The 19,803-nt window shown below is 70.7% G+C and carries 18 protein-coding genes; 9 read left to right on the forward strand and 9 right to left on the reverse strand.

Annotated features, from left to right (window positions below; genetic code table 11):
* Window positions 1-11: 11 nt before the first annotated feature.
* Window positions 12-857 (reverse strand): endo alpha-1,4 polygalactosaminidase, encoded by an 846-nt coding sequence (locus AB0230_RS01430; protein WP_366373534.1) that lies wholly within the window; start codon window positions 855-857, stop codon window positions 12-14.
* Window positions 854-2,170, reverse strand: a complete 1,317-nt coding sequence (locus tag AB0230_RS01435; RefSeq protein ID WP_366373536.1) for a site-2 protease family protein — start codon at window positions 2,168-2,170, stop codon at window positions 854-856. Before AB0230_RS01435 ends, AB0230_RS01430 begins: the two co-directional genes overlap by 4 nt.
* Window positions 2,171-2,258: 88 nt before the next feature.
* Between AB0230_RS01435 and AB0230_RS01440 the strand changes: the two genes are divergently transcribed.
* Window positions 2,259-3,923, forward strand: a complete 1,665-nt coding sequence (locus AB0230_RS01440; protein ID WP_315993155.1) for a UDP-N-acetylmuramoyl-L-alanyl-D-glutamate--2,6-diaminopimelate ligase — start codon at window positions 2,259-2,261, stop codon at window positions 3,921-3,923.
* Between the two features lie 281 nt (window positions 3,924-4,204).
* On the opposite strand, the gene dxr is transcribed toward AB0230_RS01440, so the two are convergent.
* Together dxr and AB0230_RS01450 are read right to left on the reverse strand one after the other, a co-directional pair.
* Window positions 4,205-5,287: a 1-deoxy-D-xylulose-5-phosphate reductoisomerase gene (gene dxr, locus AB0230_RS01445; protein ID WP_366373539.1), complete on the reverse strand. Its 1,083-nt coding sequence runs from the start codon at window positions 5,285-5,287 to the stop codon at window positions 4,205-4,207.
* Window positions 5,288-5,367: 80 nt separating this feature from the next.
* The gene (locus AB0230_RS01450; RefSeq protein WP_363392727.1) at window positions 5,368-6,327 is read right to left on the reverse strand and encodes an FKBP-type peptidyl-prolyl cis-trans isomerase; all 960 of its coding nucleotides are present in this window, start codon (window positions 6,325-6,327) and stop codon (window positions 5,368-5,370) included.
* A 209-nt stretch (window positions 6,328-6,536) separates the two neighbouring features.
* Between AB0230_RS01450 and AB0230_RS01455 the strand changes: the two genes are divergently transcribed.
* The 4 genes from AB0230_RS01455 to dhaM all read left to right on the forward strand — a co-directional run bounded on the left by AB0230_RS01455 (window position 6,537) and on the right by dhaM (window position 9,722).
* Window positions 6,537-7,238: a lysophospholipid acyltransferase family protein gene (locus AB0230_RS01455; protein ID WP_315994577.1), complete on the forward strand. Its 702-nt coding sequence runs from the start codon at window positions 6,537-6,539 to the stop codon at window positions 7,236-7,238.
* Window positions 7,239-7,327: 89 nt separating this feature from the next.
* Complete coding sequence (gene dhaK / locus AB0230_RS01460) at window positions 7,328-8,323, forward strand: dihydroxyacetone kinase subunit DhaK (protein WP_315993158.1); 996 nt, start codon at window positions 7,328-7,330, stop codon at window positions 8,321-8,323.
* Window positions 8,320-8,964: a dihydroxyacetone kinase subunit DhaL gene (dhaL, locus tag AB0230_RS01465; protein WP_315993159.1), complete on the forward strand. Its 645-nt coding sequence runs from the start codon at window positions 8,320-8,322 to the stop codon at window positions 8,962-8,964. Before dhaK ends, dhaL begins: the two co-directional genes overlap by 4 nt.
* A complete protein-coding gene (dhaM, locus tag AB0230_RS01470; protein ID WP_366373542.1) occupies window positions 8,961-9,722 on the forward strand; it encodes a dihydroxyacetone kinase phosphoryl donor subunit DhaM in 762 nt (253 codons plus the stop codon). Before dhaL ends, dhaM begins: the two co-directional genes overlap by 4 nt.
* A gap of 39 nt (window positions 9,723-9,761) precedes the next feature.
* On the opposite strand, the gene AB0230_RS01475 is transcribed toward dhaM, so the two are convergent.
* Window positions 9,762-10,727 carry a sugar-binding domain-containing protein gene (locus AB0230_RS01475; RefSeq protein ID WP_315993161.1) on the reverse strand — a complete coding sequence of 322 codons (966 nt, stop codon included), beginning with the start codon at window positions 10,725-10,727 and terminating at the stop codon, window positions 9,762-9,764.
* A 112-nt stretch (window positions 10,728-10,839) separates the two neighbouring features.
* Between AB0230_RS01475 and AB0230_RS01480 the strand changes: the two genes are divergently transcribed.
* From AB0230_RS01480 to glpK, 3 genes are all read left to right on the forward strand, one after another.
* Window positions 10,840-12,579, forward strand: a complete 1,740-nt coding sequence (locus AB0230_RS01480; protein ID WP_315993162.1) for a glycerol-3-phosphate dehydrogenase/oxidase — start codon at window positions 10,840-10,842, stop codon at window positions 12,577-12,579.
* A 121-nt stretch (window positions 12,580-12,700) separates the two neighbouring features.
* On the forward strand, window positions 12,701-13,456 hold the full coding sequence (locus AB0230_RS01485) for an MIP/aquaporin family protein (protein ID WP_366373545.1): 756 nt from the start codon (window positions 12,701-12,703) through the stop codon (window positions 13,454-13,456).
* A gap of 85 nt (window positions 13,457-13,541) precedes the next feature.
* A complete protein-coding gene (gene glpK / locus AB0230_RS01490) occupies window positions 13,542-15,053 on the forward strand; it encodes a glycerol kinase GlpK (RefSeq protein ID WP_363392738.1) in 1,512 nt (503 codons plus the stop codon).
* A gap of 189 nt (window positions 15,054-15,242) precedes the next feature.
* Here the strand turns inward: glpK and AB0230_RS01495 are convergent, their stop codons facing one another.
* Together AB0230_RS01495 and AB0230_RS01500 are read right to left on the reverse strand one after the other, a co-directional pair.
* On the reverse strand, window positions 15,243-15,722 hold the full coding sequence (locus AB0230_RS01495; protein ID WP_315993165.1) for a hypothetical protein: 480 nt from the start codon (window positions 15,720-15,722) through the stop codon (window positions 15,243-15,245).
* A gap of 46 nt (window positions 15,723-15,768) precedes the next feature.
* Complete coding sequence (locus AB0230_RS01500) at window positions 15,769-16,239, reverse strand: OsmC family protein (RefSeq protein ID WP_363392741.1); 471 nt, start codon at window positions 16,237-16,239, stop codon at window positions 15,769-15,771.
* 136 nt (window positions 16,240-16,375) lie between these two features.
* Here AB0230_RS01500 and AB0230_RS01505 point away from each other — a divergent pair, with 136 nt between their 5' ends.
* Complete coding sequence (locus tag AB0230_RS01505; RefSeq protein ID WP_363392744.1) at window positions 16,376-17,359, forward strand: asparaginase; 984 nt, start codon at window positions 16,376-16,378, stop codon at window positions 17,357-17,359.
* A gap of 70 nt (window positions 17,360-17,429) precedes the next feature.
* Here AB0230_RS01505 and AB0230_RS01510 read toward each other — a convergent pair whose 3' ends face one another.
* Both AB0230_RS01510 and AB0230_RS01515 read right to left on the reverse strand, forming a co-directional pair.
* Window positions 17,430-18,962 carry an APC family permease gene (locus AB0230_RS01510; RefSeq protein WP_363392747.1) on the reverse strand — a complete coding sequence of 511 codons (1,533 nt, stop codon included), beginning with the start codon at window positions 18,960-18,962 and terminating at the stop codon, window positions 17,430-17,432.
* A 45-nt stretch (window positions 18,963-19,007) separates the two neighbouring features.
* Window positions 19,008-19,781 (reverse strand): protein phosphatase 2C domain-containing protein, encoded by a 774-nt coding sequence (locus tag AB0230_RS01515; protein WP_315993169.1) that lies wholly within the window; start codon window positions 19,779-19,781, stop codon window positions 19,008-19,010.
* Window positions 19,782-19,803 lie beyond the last annotated feature (22 nt).

Consider the following 19,803-nt stretch of genomic DNA (forward strand, 5'->3'; position numbering starts at 1 on the left):
GGGCGGCGCGCTCAGGAGGCGCAGGCCTCGAAGACGTGGCCGGATGCCGGCGGCGCGACCAGCTGCAGGTCGCGCCGGATCATCGACACGCGCGGATCGGCGTCGCCGCAGGCCGCGAGGAAGTCGTCGCGCGACGTCTCGTCGACGTACTCGACGTCGAGCACCGCCGGATAGACGGCGCTGTAGTCGTCGCACTCCGCGAAGGCCGCGCACGACTCCGCGACGGCGAAATCGAACCCTGCGGCCGCCAGCTCCTCGGCGTGCTCCGCGGTGTTCTTCTGGGCGACGGCGAGCCCTGCGTCGTGGGCGATGCGCACGTACGCCTCGGCGAGGGACCGGTTGTCGCCCCAGGTGAGTGCGCCATCGCTGCGCGTGTACGAGTCGAGGTTGTCGATCTCGACGGCCGCGTAGCCGTCGGCGGCGCAGCCGCGGATCTGCTCCCCCACGAGGTCGACCAGCTGTGATCGGCTTGCCTCGCTCGACGTGTCGAAGAGGTACTCGTCGGGCCATCCGGCATCCACGAGGGGGCCGTCGACTCCGGCGACGAGCAGCTCGGGCCGATCCCGGGCGACAGCCGCCGAATCCTCGGGCTGCGTCTGGAACCCGTTGACGTAGCAGACGTCGTATCCGGCGCCCGCGGGTGGGGCCGTGCGATCGCGGACGACGATGTCGACCCCGTCCGACGGCGGGTAGGCACCGCCGAGCTGGTAGTCGAAGCCCGCCCCCTGCGGGGGGAGGCGCACCGCGCCCCCGGTCGACGGCGGGCCGGATGCCGGGGCGCAGCCGGTCGACACGGCGAGGGCCGCCACGACGACGACGCCGAGAGCCCCCGCCCGTGCGAACCGGCCCCGCGTCACAGCAGCTGTATCGGATTGAACACGTCGGCGAGGAACAGCACGCCGCCCATGCCCACCAGCAGCACGACGACGACGAAGGTCACGGGCACGAGCTTCGTGGCATCCACCGGGCGTGCGACCGTGCCGCGCAGACGCGCGATCCGTCGCTTGAGGCCGTCCCACAGGGCGACGACGACGTGCCCGCCGTCCAGGGGCAGCAGCGGGATGAGGTTGAAGACGAACAGGGCGATGTTCAGGGCGGCGAGCAGGCCGATGATCGACTGCACGCGCGCGGCGATCGGCGCGTCCACGGCGGCGTACTCGCCCGCGAGGCGTCCGGCGCCGACGACGCTCAGGGGGCCGTTCGGGTCGCGGGGCTGACCGGTGACGAGGTCGACCGCGGTGTCGTAGACGCGGACCGGCAGCTGCGTCATGATCTGCGCGACCGCCCCGACCTGCTGGATCGTCGCCTCGGGCCCTGCCCAGAGGGGCTGCGGCACGAGCGCGGACTGCGGGGTGAGTCCCGCGAAACCCACGCTCTGGTACTCGGGCTGCCCGGCCGCATCGAGCACAGGTCGTCCGTCGGCGCCGGTGACCGCCCGGTCGGTCTGCACGGGCGTGATCGTGAGCGTCTGCTCGGAGCCGTCGCGCTCGATCACGACGGGCAGGGCCCGACCCGGCGAGCGCTGGATGACGGCGGCGGCCTCGTCGAAGGTGGACACCGCGGTGCCGTCGATCGAGACGATGGTGTCGCCCGGCAGCAGTCCGGCGGCGGCCGCGGGGGCGACGGGGTCGCTCGCCTCGCAGGCCGAGCGATCGGCGGTGGCCGGGATGACGCACTGCGACACCGAGGCGACCGTCGTCGTCCCCTGCGCGATGCCGATGCCGCTCACGGCGACGGCCGACAGCACGAACGCCAGCAGGAGGTTCATGATCGGTCCGCCGAGCATGACGATGATGCGCTTGTACACGGGCAGTTTGTAGAAGACGCGGTCGTCGGCGGCGATGAGGGTCTCGGCGTTGGCGTCGCGGGCGTCCTGCACCATGGTGGCGAAGAAGCGCGAGCGCTTGGTTCCGGGCTCGGCGTCGTCGGGCGCCGGCGGATACATGCCGGCCATCGAGATGAACCCGCCGAGCGGCAGCAGTTTGAAGCCGTACTCGGTCTCGCCGATCCGCTTGGACCACAGTGTCGGCCCGAACCCGATCATGTACTGCCCGACGCGTACGCCGAAGAGCTTGGCGGGCAGCAGATGCCCGATCTCGTGCAGGGCGATCGAGATCGCGAGGCCGATCACGAGCACGAGCACGCCGATGAGGAAGGCGATCGCGGTCACCTTCGTGACGATACCGCCGGGAGGCTTTGAACGGCCCGTGCGGCCGCGATGCGGTGTCTGTGCGGCACCGGATGCGACAATGGACGCGATGCCCAGCGACGCCCCCTCGAACCTGCCCCCCGTCCTCCGTCCGGAGCGTCCGCCCCGCCGCGACCTCGCGGAACTGGCCCGCCGCTGGGGCGTGCGCACGGTCGGAGACGTCGACGGAACCGTCCTGACCGGCATCACGCTGGCCACCGCCGATCTGCGTGCGGGAGAGGCCTTCGTCGCGATCCGCGGAGTGAACCGGCACGGCGCCGAATTCGCGGCCACCGCGGCCGAGCGCGGCGCGGTCGCGGTCATCACCGACGACGCGGGCGCCGACATCGCCGCCCCCACCGGGTTGCCGATCGTCGTGGTCGACGACCCCCGCGCCCTGTTGGGCGACCTCTCGGCATGGGTCTACGGCACCGGCCCCGACGACGACCTCCCCCGCCTGCTGGCGACCACGGGGACCAACGGCAAGACGAGCGTCTCGCACCTGCTCGAGGGCATCCTCGGTCAGCTCGGCGTGGTGACGGGCCTGTCCTCCACCGCCGAGCGCCACATCGCGGGAGACGTGATCGTCTCGCGCCTGACCACCCCCGAGGCCTCGGAGTTCCACGCCCTGCTCGCGCTCATGCGCGAGCGCGGGGTCGAGGCGGTCGCCGTCGAGGTGAGCGCGCAGGCCCTCACCCGACACCGCGTCGACGGGCTGGTGTTCGACGTCGCCGGGTTCACCAACCTCACGCACGACCACCTCGATGACTACGCCGACATGCGCGAGTACTTCGAGGCCAAGCTGCCGCTGTTCCGCCCCGACCGCGCGCGACGCGGCGTGGTGTGCCTCGACTCCCCCGCGGGTGCGGAGATCGCGGCGCGCGCCGAGATCCCGGTCGTGACCATCGCGACGCCCGCGATCGCACACGACCCCGCGGCGGTGGCATCCGCCGACTGGACGGTCGACATCGTCGACGAGCGCCAGGAGGGCACCGAGTTCACACTGTCCGACGGCAAGGGACGCTCGCTCACCACGGTCGTGCCCGTGATCGGTCGCCACATGGCCGCCAACGCCGGCCTCGCGATCGTCATGCTGCTCGAGACCGGCTACACGTGGGAGCACCTGTTCAGCACCCTCGACGGCGAGCACATCGACGCCGCCCTCCCGGGCCGCACGCAGCTGGTCTCGGGGGCGGAGGGCCCCGCCGTCTACGTCGACTTCGGTCACTCCCCCGACGCGTTCGAGAAGACGCTCGCCGCGGTGCGACGCGTCACGCCGGGAAAGGTCGTCATGCTCTTCGGCGCCGACGGCGACCGCGACGCGACCAAGCGCCACGACATGGGACGCACGGCCGTCGAAGGCAGCGACATCCTCGTCGTCACCGACCACCACCCCCGACACGAGAACCCGGATGCCATCCGCGCGGTGCTCGTCGAGGGCGCGCGGCGCGCGCGGCCCGACGCCGAGATCCACGAGTTCACCCCTCCGGAGCGGGCGATCCTCGAGGCCGTGAAGCTCGTCGGCGAGGGCGACGCGATCCTGTGGGCAGGGCCCGGACACCAGGACTACCGCGACGTCCGCGGCGTCCGCACGCCCTATTCGGCCCGCGAGCTTTCACGACGCGCCCTGCGCGCGGCCGGCTGGGCCGTGCCCGACCCGCAGTGGCCCGTCCCCTACCCGGCCGACAGCACGCCGTCGTCCGACCCCGAGCGCCCGGTCGACTTCCCCGCCTGACCGGGCGACGGCAGCTCATCGCCTCCCACCCGCCCCGAGGGGGCCGAGCCCGTCGAAGCCACCGGAAGCCGCGCAACTCCCTGCATCCGAGGTGGCTGAGCTCGTCGAAGCCACCGGCGCCCGCGCGCGCACGCCCGGTCCCCTCGACAGGCTCAGGGACCCCCGACCATCGCTGCACCCAAACCCCGACGCCAGGTGGCTGAGCCCGCCGAAGCCACCGCAACCCGCGTCACCCCGGTCCCTTCGACAGGCTCAGGGACCTCCGCATCCGGCGAGGGACGTCAGCGCGACGCGATGATCTCGTCGGCCGTACGGCGCGCCCACGTCTCCGCCTCGGCGAGGCTCTCGCGGGTGAGGGTCGCCGGGGGCTCGTGCCGATCGACCACGCGCTCGATGAGATCGACGATGCCGAGGAAGCTCAGCCGGCCCTCATGGAAGGCGTCGACGGCCTGCTCGTTCGCCGCGTTGAAGACCGCCGGGAACGTCGCCCCCGCGCGCCCCACGCGCTTGGCCAGAGCGACGGAGCCGAAGGCCTTCTCGTCGAGCGGTTCGAACGTCCACTGCGACGCCGTGGTCCAATCCAGCGGCGCCCCGACGCCGCCCACACGGTGCGGCCAGTCGAGGCCGAGCGAGATCGGCAGCCGCATGTCGGGCGGAGACGCCTGGGCGATCGTCGAGCCGTCCACGAACTCGACCATCGAGTGCACGATCGACTGCGGGTGCACGGTCACCGCGATGCGGTCGTAGGCGACGTCGAAGAGCAGGTGCGCCTCGATGACCTCGAGGCCCTTGTTGACGAGCGTCGCCGAGTTGGTGGTCACCACCCGGCCCATGTCCCAGGTGGGGTGGGCGAGCGCTTCGGCCGGGGTGACGGCGCCGAGCTCGTCGCGCGAACGCCCGCGGAACGGACCCCCGGATGCCGTGAGCACGAGACGGCGCACCTCGTTCGACGCTCCCGCGCGCAGCGCCTGGGCGATGGCGGAGTGCTCCGAGTCGACGGGGACGATCTGGCCCGGCGCGGCGAGCGCGGTGACGAGTTCACCGCCGACGATCAGCGATTCCTTGTTCGCCAGCGCCAGGGTGCGGCCCTCCTCGAGGGCCGCGAGGGTGGGCCCGAGACCCACCGATCCGGTGATGCCGTTGAGCACGACATCGGCGTCGACGTCGCGGACGAGCTGCTCCGCTTCGACGGCACCGAGAGCGGTGTGCTCGACGCCGAAGGCCTCGGCCTGCGCCTCGACGCCGGCGCGGTCGGTACCGGCCGCGAGACCGACGACCTCGAAGCGGTCGGCGTTGGCGCGGATGACGTCGAGCGCCTGGGTGCCGATCGAACCGGTGGAACCGAGGATGAGGACGCGGCGCATCCCGTCAGCCTACTGAGCCGCCACCCCGGGGCGTCGCGCGCCGCACGCCTTCGTGCGAGGCGCGACGCCCCGGACGTCGCTCACTGCGCGGCGGGAGCGTGCTGCACGCCGAGGATGTCGACGACGAACACGAGCGTCGAGTTCGCCGGGATCGAGCCCTGCTCCTGGTCGCCGTACCCGTCGGCGGGCGGGATGACGGCGACGACCTGCGAACCGACCGTCTGTCCCTCGAGCGCCTTCTTGAAGCCCGGGACGACCGCGGTGGTCGCGAACTGGGTCGGCGCGCCCTTGTCCCAGCTCGAGTCGAAGACGGTGCCGCCGTCGTAGAGCACACCCGTGTACTGCACGATGACGGTGTCGCCCGGGTTGACCACGTCGCCCGAGCCCTGGCGCAGGTTCTCGATGCGCGTCTCGGTGGGCGCGGGGGTGCTCGGGACGGTGACCGTGGGGGCACCGTTGTCGGCGAAGGTCACGGTCGGCATGCCGTCGGCCGGGGCGACCTCGGTGCCGTCCGCGCGCGTCGGGAGCTCCGCGATCGCGTCCGCCACCAGAACGTAGGCGGGAGAGCCTTCGCCGAGGATGCCGGCGGGGAAGGTCGAGACGGTGCGCGAGCCGACCGGCACGCACGACACGGCCGCGCCGAAGATCTGCTGGGAGTTGACGATCATGTCCATCCCGGACGGATCGGACGACAGCGAGTCCAGGACGACGTCACCCGTGCTGGCGTCGATCACCGTGTAATTGGCCTTGACGATATCGCCGGCCTGGATCTCCTCGCCGCTGCCCTCGATCAAGGTGCTGCGCTGGATGTCGCTGGGGGCGAAGCCATCGGGGCGCGTCACGGTGACAGGGCCCTGGAAGTCGCCCGACACCTCGAGCCCCGCGGGGACGTCGCCGGTGAACGGCGTCTGGCAGGCTCCGGCATCCGGGGTCGCCGTGGCATCGGGCGTCTGCGCGTCGGTGGACGAGCCGGAGCATCCGGCCAGCAGCAGCACTGCGACGGCGGCGACGGACAGGGAAGCGATCGGGCGAAAACGCACGGGAGACCTCTCGGAAGAAGACGGGAAGCTCCCATCCTCGCGCATCCGGCTTTGGCGCGGCTGGGAGAGCACGGCGGAAGGAGGCCGGCAGAGAGGCCGTCCGCGACGCACGCCGCCCCATGCACGCCCCGGCATGCGGCGGCTAGTAGCCTCGTCGAGTGAGTTCCGACCTGCCCGCCGAGCCCCCCGCCGCCGCTCCGCCGCAGCAGATGGGCGCGGCCTACGGACTCGGACGATTCCTCATCGCGCCCCTCGCCCGCGCCGTCTACCGCCCGCACGTCGAGGGGCGAGAGAACGTCCCGCGCACGGGTCCGGTGATCTTCGCCAGCAACCACCTGTCGTTCATCGACTCGATCGCCATCCCGGTCGCCGCTCCCCGCCCCGTGCACTTCATGGCGAAGTCGGCGTACTTCGAGAAGTGGGCCTCGCGGCAGTTCTTCACCGCCATCGGGGCGATCGCGGTCGAGCGCGGGGCCGGGCAGAAGGCCCTCGACGCCCTCGACCAGCAGCGCGTGCTCCTCGAAGACGGTCGCGCCGTCGCGCTCTACCCCGAGGGCACGCGCTCCCTCGACGGCCGGCTCTACAAGGGCCGCACGGGAGTGGCGTTCCTGGCGTTGCAGACCGGTGCACCGGTGGTCCCGGTCGGCCTCATCGGCACCGACAAGGCGATGCCGGTCGGGGCGAAGTTCCCCAGCACGAGCGAGCGCATCACGGTGCGTTTCGGCGAGCCCCTCGACCTCTCGCCGCACGGTCCCGCGACCTCGGGGCGCGCGCGACGCGGCGCCACCGACGAGATCATGGCCGCCATCCACGCCCTGAGCGGCCAGGAGCTCGCGAACGCCTACAACGAGGCCCCGGCGCAGAACCCCATCGAACGCATCAAGCAGGTCCTGCCGCACGAACGCCTCTGACGCGCCTCCTCGCCCTTGACGCGACGCCCCCCGACGACCAGGGTCGAAACCGACGGCCCGAACCGTCGGAGCCACAACGAGGAGGCATCGTGAAGAAGTTCGTCAACGACCCGGCCGATGTGCTGGCCGAGGCCCTGCGCGGTATTCAGGCGGCTCATCCCGATCTTCGCGTGGATGCCGAGAACCGCGTCATCCTGCGCGCGGAACCGACCCGCGCGGGCAAGGTGGCCCTCGTCTCGGGCGGGGGCTCCGGGCACGAGCCGATGCACGGCGGGTTCGTCGGACGCGGCATGCTCGACGCCGCCGCCGCGGGCGAGGTGTTCACCTCCCCCACCCCCGACCAGGTGCTCGCCGCCACGCAGGCCGCCGACTCGGGCGCGGGCGTCCTGCACATCGTGAAGAACTACACCGGCGACGTGCTCAACTTCGAGATGGCCGCCGAGCTCGCCGCCGCCGAGGGCGTGCAGGTCGAGTCCGTCGTCGTCGCCGACGACGTCGCCGTGCAGGACTCGACGTGGACCGCCGGCCGCCGCGGCACGGGAACCACCGTCGTCCTCGAGAAGATCGTCGGCGCCCTCGCCGAGGAGGGCGCCGATCTCGCCGCCGTCGCCGCGCTCGCGCGCCGCGTCTCGTCCGCCGGGCGCTCGATGGGCGTCGCGCTGACCAGCTGCACCGTGCCCGCGGCCGGTCGCCCCACCTTCGACCTCCCCGACGACGAGATGGAGGTCGGTGTCGGCATCCACGGCGAACCCGGCCGCTCGCGCGTGAAGCTGGCATCCGCTCACGAGGTCGCGAAGCTCATGGTCGAGCCGATCGTGCACGACTTCGGCGACGCGGTGGGGCCGGCGATCGTGCTGCTGTCGGGATTGGGCGGAACGCCGCTCATCGAGCAGTACCTCTTGTACGGCGAGATCGCGCCGCTCCTCGCCGAGGCGGGGGTCGACGTGCAGCGCGTGCTCATCGGCGACTACATCACCAGCCTCGACATGGCGGGCGCCTCGCTGACGGTCGTCAAGGCCGACGACGAGATGCTGCGCCTGTGGGACGCCCCCGTCGTCACCCCCGGCCTGCGGTGGGGCGCATGAGCGCCGCCTCCGTCACGACCGGCGACCTCGTCGCCTGGATCCGCGCCTTCCGCGACGCGGTGCAGCAGCACAAGGACGAACTGACGCGCCTCGACTCCGAGATCGGAGACGCCGACCACGGCTCCAACATGGCCCGCGGTCTCGACGCGGTCGTCGCCAAGCTCGACCCCGAGCCGTCCACTCCGACCGATCTGTTCAAGACGGTGGGCATGACCCTCGTCTCCACGGTCGGCGGGGCCAGCGGCCCGCTCTACGGCACCCTCTTCCTGCGCATGGGACCCGCCCTGGCCGAGGCCGACCCCGTGGATGCCGCAGCCCTGGGTGCGGCGCTCCGGGCCGGTGTCGAGGGCGTCATCGCCCGCGGCAAGGCCGAGGTCGGCGACAAGACCATGATCGACGCCCTCTCCCCCGCCCTCGAGGCCTGGGACTCCGCGGCGCGGGACGACGCGTCACCTGCCGCCGCCTCGCGCGCCGCCGCCGAGGCCGCCGCGCGCGGACGTGATGCGACAGAGCCGCTCGTGGCCCGCAAGGGCCGCGCGAGCTACCTCGGCGAGCGCAGTGCCGGACACCTCGACCCGGGCGCCGCCTCGGCGACGCTGCTGCTCGAGGCTCTGAGCGACACCCTGGCGGCCGCCGAGTGATCGGCATCGTCGCGGTCTCGCACAGTCGCGCCCTGGCGGAGGCCGCGGTCGAGCTCGCGCTGCAGATGGGCGGGACCGAACCCCCCGTCGTGCGCGTGGCCGCGGGCGGACCCGACGGCGACCTCGGGACGGATGCCGTGGCCATCGCCGCCGCGATCGACGAGGCGGATTCGAGCGACGGCGTGCTCGTGCTGATGGACCTGGGCTCGGCCCTCCTGAGCGCCGAGACGGCGCTCGAGTTCGTCTCCGCCCCCGACCGTGTGCGGCTCAGCCCCGCTCCGTTCGTCGAGGGTCTGGTGGCGGCGGTGGTCACGGCCGCCGGCGGGGCCGGTCTGGACGCGGTGGCCGCCGAAGTGCGCGGGGCGGGCGACGCGAAGCGGCACCAGCTCGGCGACGACGACGCCTCGACATCCCCTCCGACCCCGCGGAGTTCCGCGCCGTCGACCGATGCGGGGCCTGTCGAGGATGACGCTCCCCCCGACACCGCGTCGTTCGAGGCGCAGATCGTCAACCCGTCGGGACTGCACGCCCGGCCGGCCGCGACTTTCGTGAAGGCGGCGTCGCGCTACGACGCCGACGTGCGCATCATCGATCTCGACACCGGCGGCGACGAGGTCTCGGGGCGCAGTCTGCTCGCCCTCATGGCGCTGGGCGTGCGGCAGGGGGCGCGCGTGCGCGTGAGCGCCTCCGGGCCGCAGGCGCAGCAGGCCCTCGATGAGCTGCGCGCTCTCATCGACGACGGCTTCGGCGAGCGCTGAGGCTCCTTCCACGCCGGGGCGGCCTGGCATTCCGACCGGTCAGCGCGTGACGCTGAGCAGGCGTCGCGCGAGCGACTCCTCCACGACGAGCTCCGTCACCAGGCCCGCAGCGAGCGCCCCGCGCAGCCCGTCGAGCTTCGACAGGCTCGACACGACGCAGAAGCGCCGGGGGATGCGACGGACCGTGTCGAGATCGGGCCCGCTGGAGCGCGCGTTGAGCTCGGGGATGTCGCTCGAGCCGTCGGCACGGTAGAACACCGTTGCGCAGTCGCCGACGACGCCCTCGCGCTCGATCACCGCGCGGTCGCGCTCGTCGAAGTAGTCACCGCTGTACACGTGCGAGGGCACGTCCGCGTGGGGCGAGCCGAGTCCGAAGACGAACAGACCGACGCGCTGCTGGATCTCCAGGACCGAGCGCACGGAGCGCTCGCGCCACATGGCCTGCTTCGTGCGCGGATCGTCGAAGAGCGCCGGCACCGGGAATTGGTGCACCGACGACGACCATGCCGCACCGAACTTCGACAGGATCTCCCCCGCATAGGGGATGCCGGAGGTGCGCACGTTCGCGGCGCCGTTCATCTGCACGATGTGGGTGTCGTGCACGTCCTTCTGCGGCACGTGGCGCGCCATGGCGGAGAGGGTGGATCCCCAGGCCACCCCGACCGTCATCGACGACTCGACCCGCTCGGCGAGGATGCGCGCCGCGGTGAGGGCGGTTCGCTCCAGACGCTCGGCCTCGGACGTGCGCGGGGGTGTGGGGACGATGTGCGCGGTGATGCCGAAGCGGTCCGCGATGCGCTGAGCCATCTGGCCGCGCGCGTCGTCGGGCGGACTGATCGAGATCGTGACGAGCCCCACATCGCGGGCGTGCTGCAGCAACCGCGACACCGAGGACCGCGAGACGCGCATCTCGTGCGCGATGGCATCCATCGTGAGGTCCTGCATGTAGTACAGCTGAGCCGCGCGCAGCGCGTCTCGGGAGCGCTCCTCCGCCTGCGTCGTCACTGTCTGGACACCTTCATGAACACCATTCTGCACGTTTGTTCAAGGGGCTTGCAACAACGTGCAGACGAGCGCATCCTGATCGTCGTACCAACAACGAAAGGTCGCAGTCGACATGTCGTCCCCCACTTCTTCGCCCCGCGCGGATGTCCCGGCGCTCCGCCCCGACGTCCAGGCGCTCCGCGACGCCGAAGACCTCGACGTCCTGATCATCGGTGGAGGCATCAACGGCCTCGCCACCCTGCGCGACCTGGCCCTGCAGGGCGTCAGCGTCGCCCTGGTCGAGCGCGGGGACTTCGTGTCGGGTGCGTCCTCCGCCTCCAGCCACATGGTGCACGGTGGCATCCGGTACCTCGAGAACGGCGAGTTCCGTCTCGTCAAGGAAGCCGTCACCGAGCGCAACGACCTGCTCAAGACGGCCCCCCACTACGTCAAGCCGCTCGAGACGACGATCCCGATCTACAAGACGTTCTCCGGCATCCTGTCCGCCCCGTTCCGCCTGCTGGTGACGCACGGACGCGGCAAGCCCAACGAGCGCGGCGCCCTGCTGATCAAGGTCGGCCTCATCATGTACGACACCTTCTCGCGCGACGGCGGATCGGTCCCCCGGCACAAGTTCCTCGGCAAGAAGAAGTCGCTCGCCGAGCTGCCCAAGCTCAACAACGATCTCGCCTACACGGCCACCTACTTCGACGCCTCGATGCACGACCCCGAGCGCATCGCCCTCGACGTGCTGCGCGACGGCATCGAGGCGGGCGCCGGGCGCACGCAGGCGGTCAACTACGTCTCGGCTGTCGGCGCCGACGCGAACGGCGTGCGCGTGCGCGACGAGGTGTCCGGCGAGGAGTTCACCGTGAAGTCCAAGGTGATCCTGAACACCGCGGGCCCCTGGACCGACCTGGCCAACGAGGCCATGGGACTGAAGACCCAGTTCATGGGTGGCACCAAGGGCTCGCACATCGTGCTCGACAACCCCGAACTGCTCGCCGCGACCGGGGGACGCGAGATCTTCTTCGAGCACTCCGACGGCCGCATCGTCCTCATCTACCCGCTCAAGGACCGCGTCCTCGTCGGCACCACCGACATCGACGCCGACCCGTCGAAGCCCGTCGTGTGCACCGACGACGAGATCGAGTACTTCTTCGACCTCATCGGCCACGTCTTCCCGACCGTCGGCGTCGACCGCTCGCAGATCGTCTACACGTTCTCCGGCATCCGTCCGCTCCCCCGCCACGACGACACCGCACCCGGCTTCGTCTCGCGCGACTACCGCATCGTCGAGGACGAGATCGCCGGAACCCCCGCGATGAGCCTCGTGGGCGGCAAGTGGACCACCTTCCGCGCCCTCGCCGAGCACCTCAGCATGAAGACGCTGCAGAAGCTCCGTCGCCCGCACCGCGTGAGCACGCAGGGCCTGTCGATCGGCGGCGGCGCCGGCTTCCCCGCGACGCCCGAGCAGCGTCGCCGGTGGATCTCGGCGCGCACGAATGCTCACTCGGCGGAACTCGTGGATGCCATGCTCGAGCGCTACGGCACGCGGGCCGACGCGATCCTCGACGTGCTGCCGGCCGATCCGACCCCGGTCGAAGACGCCCCCGGGTACTACCGCGAAGAGCTCGAGTGGATCGCGGCGAACGAGCAGGTCGTGCACCTGATCGACGTCCTGCTGCGCCGTACCCACCTGGCCTTCGTCGGCGGCATGACCGAGCGCACGCTCCGCGAGGTCGCCGAGGCCGTGGCGGGTCCCCTCGGCTGGGACGCCGATCGAGTCGACGACGAGATCAGCCGCACCACCGAGATCCTGCGCTCCGCGCACCGGGTCGACCTGGCTCAGGCCGGGGTCGCGCGAATCTGAGAGAACGTGCGGGCGCGCCACCTGTCGCGCGCCCGCACGACGCGCATAGGTTCGGAACACCGAGCCGCATCACCGCTCGAGCCGAAGGTGGCCGGGCGAGAAAAGAAAGGTCGATGACGACATGCAAGAAGTGAACCTGGGGCTGTACTTCCTCTCGGAGGTGGTCGGCACCGCGATGCTCATCCTGTTGGGCTGCGGCGTGGTCGCCAACGTGGCCCTGGCCAAGACCAAGGGCAACGCCGGCGGCACCCTGATGGTCAACTGGGGATGGGGCCTGGCCGTCTTCGCCGGTGTCATCGTCTCCGCGTACTCCGGTGCGCAGCTGAACCCGGCCGTCTCGATCGGCCTCCTCGTCGCCGGGAAGATCGCCTTCGTCCAGTTCCTCGTGGCCGTCGCCGCGCAGATGGTCGGTGCCATCATCGGCGCCGTGCTCGCCTGGGCCTCGTACAAGCAGCACTTCGACGACGAGCCCGACCCCGCCGCGAAGCTCGGCGTGTTCTCGACCGGCCCCGCGATCCGTTCCTACGGCTTCAACTTCCTCACCGAGGTCATCGCGACCTTCGTGCTGGTCTTCGTGATCTTCGGCTTCAGCGACTACGGCGTGGCCGACATCGGCGTCCCCGGTGGCATCGGTGGACTCGCCGCCGTCCCGGTCGCCCTGCTCGTCGTCGGTATCGGCGCCTCGCTCGGTGGCCCCACCGGCTACGCGATCAACCCGGCACGTGACCTCGGCCCCCGTATCGCCCACGCCATCCTCCCCATCAAGGGCAAGGGTTCCAGCGACTGGGGCTACGCGTGGGTTCCGGTCGCCGGCCCCCTCGTGGGTGGCCTGCTCGCGGGTCTGCTGGCCCCCGTGCTCCTCAGCCTCGGCAAGTAACACCGTCGCGGGGGCGTCGCCCGGCGCCCCCGCCTCCCCTTTCCTCTCTTCACCCGTTCACTGAACAAGACAAAGGAGTCCATCCATGGCCGACTACGTCCTCGCCATCGACCAGGGCACGACCTCGACGCGCGCGATGATCTTCGACAAGTCCGGGAGTGTCGTCTCCGTCGGACAGAAGGAGCACGAGCAGATCTTCCCGCGCGCGGGCTGGGTCGAGCACGACCCCCTCGAGATCTGGCGCAACACCCAGGAGGTGATCGGCCTCGCCCTGAGCCGCGCCGACATCACCCGCCACGACATCGCCGCCGTCGGCATCACGAACCAGCGCGAGACCGCGGTGGTCTGGGACAAGAACACCGGCAAGCCCGTCTACAACGCGATCGTGTGGCAGGACACCCGCACGCAGTCGATCGTCGACCGCCTGGCCGACGGTGACCCCGAGCGCTACAAGAGCATCGTCGGCCTTCCTCTGGCGACCTACTTCTCGGGCACCAAGATCGTCTGGATCCTCGAGAACGTCGACGGAGCCCGCGAGAAGGCGGAAGCCGGAGACCTCGTCTTCGGCACCACCGACACCTGGGTGCTGTGGAACCTCACCGGCGGCATCGACGGCGGCGTGCACGCCACCGACGTCACCAACGCCAGCCGCACCCTGTTCATGGACCTCGAGACGCTCGAGTGGCGCGACGACATCCTGTCGGACTTCGGCGTGCCCCGCTCGATGATGCCCGAGATCCGCTCCTCCTCGGAGGTCTACGGCACCGTCGAGTCGTCGTCGTTGCTGCGTGAGACCCCGATCGCCGGCATCCTGGGCGACCAGCAGGCCGCGACCTTCGGTCAGGCTGCCTTCGACCCGGGCGAGAGCAAGAACACCTACGGCACCGGCAACTTCCTCATCTTCCAGACGGGCGAGGAGATCGTCCACTCGAAGAACGGTCTGCTGACGACCCTCGGCTACAAGCTCGGCGACCAGCCCGCCCGCTACGCGCTCGAGGGATCGATCGCCGTGACCGGCTCGCTCATCCAGTGGCTGCGCGACCAGCTCGGCATCATCTCCTCGGCCCCCGAGGTCGAGAAGCTCGCCGAGAGCGTCGACGACAACGGCGGCGTGTACTTCGTGCCGGCGTTCTCGGGCCTGTTCGCCCCGTACTGGCGTCCCGACGCCCGCGGCGCGATCGTCGGCATGACCCGCTACGTCAACCGGGGCCACATCGCCCGCGCGGCGCTGGAGGCCACCGCCTTCCAGTCGCGCGAGGTGCTGGATGCCGTCAACGCGGATTCGGGCGTCGACCTCGCCGAGCTCAAGGTCGACGGCGGCATGACCGCCAACGACGCGCTCATGCAGTTCCAGGCCGACATCCTCGGTGTTCCGGTCGTGCGTCCGGTCGTGGCCGAGACCACCGCCCTCGGTGCCGCGTACGCCGCGGGTCTGGCCGTGGGCTTCTGGAACAACCTCGACGACCTGCGCGCCAACTGGCAGGAAGACAAGCGCTGGGAGCCGAGCATGGACGACGCGGAGCGCGAGCGCGAGCTGCGCCTGTGGAAGAAGGCCGTCACCAAGTCGATGGACTGGATCGACGACGACGTGCGCTGATCCCGCCCCCACGAACGGAACCCCGTCGGCCCCGTGCCGGCGGGGTTCCGTCGTTCCCGCCCGCCTCCCGCACGGCCCTCAGCCCACCCCCCGAAGTCCCTGAGCCCGCACCCCGAGGTCCCTGAGTCCGTCGAAGGGACCGGTCCCCTTCCCGCACGCCGGCTCCCGCGGCATCCGGACGCCGAGACCTCAGCGCCGAGGCTTGGGATAGGCCGCGCGCATCGCGTCCGACTGCAGGTAATCCGACACCCCGATGAGCAGGAGGGCGAAAAGGATCTGCTCCGTCACCACCCAGAACGGGTACAGCCCGGGGATGGCCGCCAGCACGAGCGCCACCACCGGGAAGATGCGACTGAACAGCTGCAGGCGCCGGAAGGCCCAGTACCACCCCGCGTGTGCACGCCAGAGGAAGTAGAACAGCGTCGTCGTGATGCCCAGCACCACCAAACAGCGCATCCACACCGCGAATCCGACGTCCTGACCGCTCAGGCTCATCCACAGCGCCACGACGACCGTCGCGACCCCGAGGACGAACCCCGCGGCGAGCAGCACCGTCATCGCGCGGAAGGCCCGGCGCACTTTCGGATCGTCGGACGCCGCGACACGATGATCGGCCTGCCGGCCCCCGGCGATCCGATCGAGACGGCGCAGGGCGGGTTCGAGCTGCATGCGCTCACTGTACGACGAGTCGCCCCGCCGCCGTCCACGGCGCCGCTCAGCCGACGGTGACCACCGGTTCGTGACGCACCGGGAAGTTGACAGAGTTCGCGATGAAACACCACTCACGGGCCTGACGGTGGGCGGCGGTGGCCGCCTCGACCATCGACTCCTCGGCGACCGTGACGTGCGGGCGCAGCACGACGTCGGTGAACGCTCCCCCGCTGTTGCCGTCCTCCTTCATCGTCCCTTCGGCGTCGTCCTCGTAGGACGTGACGACCACGCCGGTCGTGACACACGCGTGCAGGTACGACAGCAGATGGCATTCGCTCAGCGCGGCCAGCAGCAGCTCCTCCGGGTTCCACTTCGCCGGATCGCCTCGGAAGGGCGTGTCCGCGGATGCCGCGATCGCGGGCTTGCCGTCGACCTGCACGGTCACGGACCGGTCGTAGTCGCGGTATCCGCTCGTCCCGGTCCCTCGGTCGCCGGTCCAGGTCGCGCGCAGGCGGTAGTGATGCTCTCCGTACATGCCCCCAGTCTGCCCCGTACCCGCGCGCGAGTCGCCGGAATCCGTCGCCGGAAACGTGTCGGAGGCGACATATCCTGGCGACTCGCACGGGCGGCTCGACCGGGGCGGAAGGGGGTCGGCGGGATACGATCAAGGGATGCCCACCACGCCCCCCGCCTCCGTCGAACTCGCCGTCGTCGACCGCAACGGCTTCGTCGAATCACGCCACGTCGGCGTCGCCGTCGTGCTCGCTCCCGACGGCACCGAGAAGCTCGCCCTGGGCGACGTGACGGCGGCATTCCTGCCGCGCTCGAGCATGAAGCCCCTGCAGGCCCTCGCGTGCCTGTCCGCGGGAGCCGATCTCGCCGACGAGCGCCTCGCGATCTCCATGGCCAGCCACTGCGGCACCGACCGCCACGCCCAGCTGGCGCGCGACATCCTGCAGTCGGCCGGGCTCACCGAAGACGACCTGGGCTGCCCCGCGGCCTGGCCCACCGACACGGCGTCGCGTGATGAGCTCGTCCGCGATCACGGCGCCCCCTCCCCGCTGCGCATGAACTGCTCGGGAAAGCACGCCGCGATGCTGCTGACGTGCGTGGCCAACGGGTGGTCGACGGCCGACTACCTCGACCCGCAGCACCCTCTGCAGGTGCACATCCGCGAGGTGCTCGAGCGCCTCGTCGGCGAGCGCATGACCACGACGGCGATCGACGGCTGCGGCGCCCCCGTCTACGCGATGAGCCTGGTGGGTCTCGCGCGCGCCATCCAGCGCATCGCCACCTCCTCGGAGCGCTCGCCCTTCGCCCTGCACCGCAGCGCGGGAGCGCTCGTCCGCGCCGTCAAGGAGCACCCCTGGACCGTCGACGGCCCGGGTCGTCCCGACACCATCGTGATCGAACGACTCGGCGTGTTCTCCAAGATGGGCGCCGAAGGCGTCCAGGTCATGACGGCGCCCGATGGAACGACCGTCGCCCTGAAGATGCTCGACGGCTCCAACCGTGCGGGCTGGGCGGTGGCCCTGCGCCTGCTGGAGCGGGCCGGGGCCCTGTCCACCGAGGCCGTCGATGAGACGCTGGCGCTCCTGCCCCTCACGGTGTCGGGCGGCGCGGGTGTCGTCGGCTCGATCCGCGCCGTGGTCTGATCCATCGGCGCGCCGGGCGGGCATGCCCTTCGCCGCCCGACCGACCGCGTGAGCGGCCCGGCTGCGCGCCTCAGATCCCGCCGTCGACCGACCGCGGATAGGCGATCGGCTCGTCCGGGACGAGCACCTCGGTCTCTCGGTTGAGACTCTCGCCACGGAAGAACGGCTTCGAGCCGGGGAACGCGAACCACACCACCATGAGCACCACGCCGACGACGAGGGCCCCGATGCCGACGACGAAGGTGCCCCCGACGCCGAACAGCACCGTGTAGCCGTACTCGGGGTCGTACATGTCGATGGCCGACTGGACGAATGCGTATGTCAGCATCAGGGCCCCGAGCAGCGGCAAGATGCCGCGATAGACGAGGTTCTTGCCCGACGAGAACAGTTCACGACGGTAGTACCAGACGCAGGCGTACCCGGTCATGGCGTAGTAGAACGCGATCGCGAGTCCGAGCGACAGGATCGAGTCCTGCAGGATGTTGTCACTGATGAGCGTCATCCCCACGTAATAGACGCTCGCCACGATCCCCATGACCAGGGTCGAGAACGACGGCGTCTTGTAGCGCGGGTGCACCGACCGGAACCGCGCCGGCAGCGCCTTGTAGGCCGCCATCGCGAGCGTCCCGCGAGCGGTGGGGAGGATGGTCGTCTGCGTCGATGACACCGCCGAGATGAGCACGGCGACGATGAGCACCCACCCGAACGGTCCGAACAGCCCGTCCTTCAGCGCCAGGAACACGTCGTCCGCGTTCTCGGGGTTCGCAAGCCCCGAGCCGTCCTCCCCCACTCCGGCGTACATCATCGCGGCGACGGTCACGGTGACGTAGGTCCCGAGCAGGATGACGGTGGTCAGCAGCGCCGCGCGGCCCGGAATGCGCTTCGGGTCCTTCGTCTCCTCGTTCAGCGCGAGGCAGGTGTCCCACCCCCAGTAGATGAACAGCGCCAGCAGCACCGCCTCGGTGAAGCCGCTCCAGTCGGTGAAGCCCAGCGGGTTGAACCACGCGATGTCGAAGGGGGTGGGGTTCGGCGCCGTGCCGTCGAAGAACTTCCACAGCGCGAGCACGACGAACAGGGCGAGCACGAGGTACTGCACGCCGAGCAGGATGTTCTGGATCCGTTCGCCGATCTCGACGCCCCGGTAGCTGATGTAGGTCATCGCGGCGATGAACGCGACACCGGTCGCGGTCACGAGCGGCACGTTCTCGGCGAGCGAGCCGTCGCCGATGAGCGACCAGAGGTAGATGCCGGCGATCTGCGAGAGATTGGCGAGCACGACCATGCCGGCCACGGCCACTCCCCAGCCGCCCATCCACCCGATCCACGGGCCGAAGGCCTTGGTCCCCCAGGTGAAGGTCGTTCCGCAATCCGGGATCTCGTTGTTCAGCTCACGGTAGGCGAAGGCGATGAACAGCATCGGCACGAATGCGATGACGAAGGCGATGGGCGCCTGCGCACCGACGGCCAGGACGACGAAACCGAGGGTGGCGACGAGGGAATAGACGGGGGCGGTGGATGCCAGACCGATCACGGTCGAGCCCCACAGGCCCAGCGTTCCGGAGGCGAGGCCCTTACCGGCCGTCCGTTCGGGTGCGGAGGTCATATGCCGAACGTAGAATCCGCGCCCAGGCGCGGTCAAGAGCGGATCTCAGGCGGAGCGGCGCGCGACGTCGAGGACGACGATGGTCACGTTGTCTCGGCCGCCGTTCTCGAGCGCGGCGGCCATCATGGCGTCGACCGCTGCCGCGGGGTCGGCGTTGGCCGCGAGGAAGTGACGGATGCCGAAATCGGTGAGCTCCTTCGTCAGACCGTCGGAGCAGACCACGAATCGGTCGCCGTCGAGCACGTCGAGACGCAGGTAGTCGGGCTTGACGCTGTCGCTCGGCCCGACGGCGCGCGTGATGACGTTGCCGTAGGGGTGGTTCTCGGCCTCTTCGGGGCTCAGTCGGCCAGCCGCGATGAGCTCCTGCACCACCGAGTGGTCGGTGGTCACCTGGACGATCTCCTCATCTCGCACCAGGTACACGCGGGAGTCCCCGATGTTGAGGGTCACCCAGTGCGGTTCCTCGGTGTGCGTCTCGAGATAGAGGCCCGTGAGGGTCGTCCCCGTCCCCTCGTCCGTCGTCTCGGGATGCGCCACGATGTCCTTCACGGCGCGGGAAAGGGCCTTCTCGATGTTCTTCGTCGAGACCGCACCCGACTCGACGACGGCACGCAGGCGGTCGACGGTACTGGCACTGGCGATCTCGCCGCCGAGGTGGCCGCCCATTCCGTCGGCGACGATGAAGAGAGGGTATTCCGCGAGGAACGCGTCTTGATTGACTTCGCGGCGACGCCCCGTGTCGGTGCTCGCCGCCCAGCGCAGTTCGAGAGAGCCGTCGCCGAGAGGGACGGTACGCGTGTGGGTGGTCACCTCGGGCACGAATGATCCTCCGGTTGGCCGA

It is taken from the genome of Microbacterium sp. NPDC089190 (assembly GCF_040701795.1).
Lineage (GTDB): Bacteria > Actinomycetota > Actinomycetes > Actinomycetales > Microbacteriaceae > Microbacterium > Microbacterium galbum.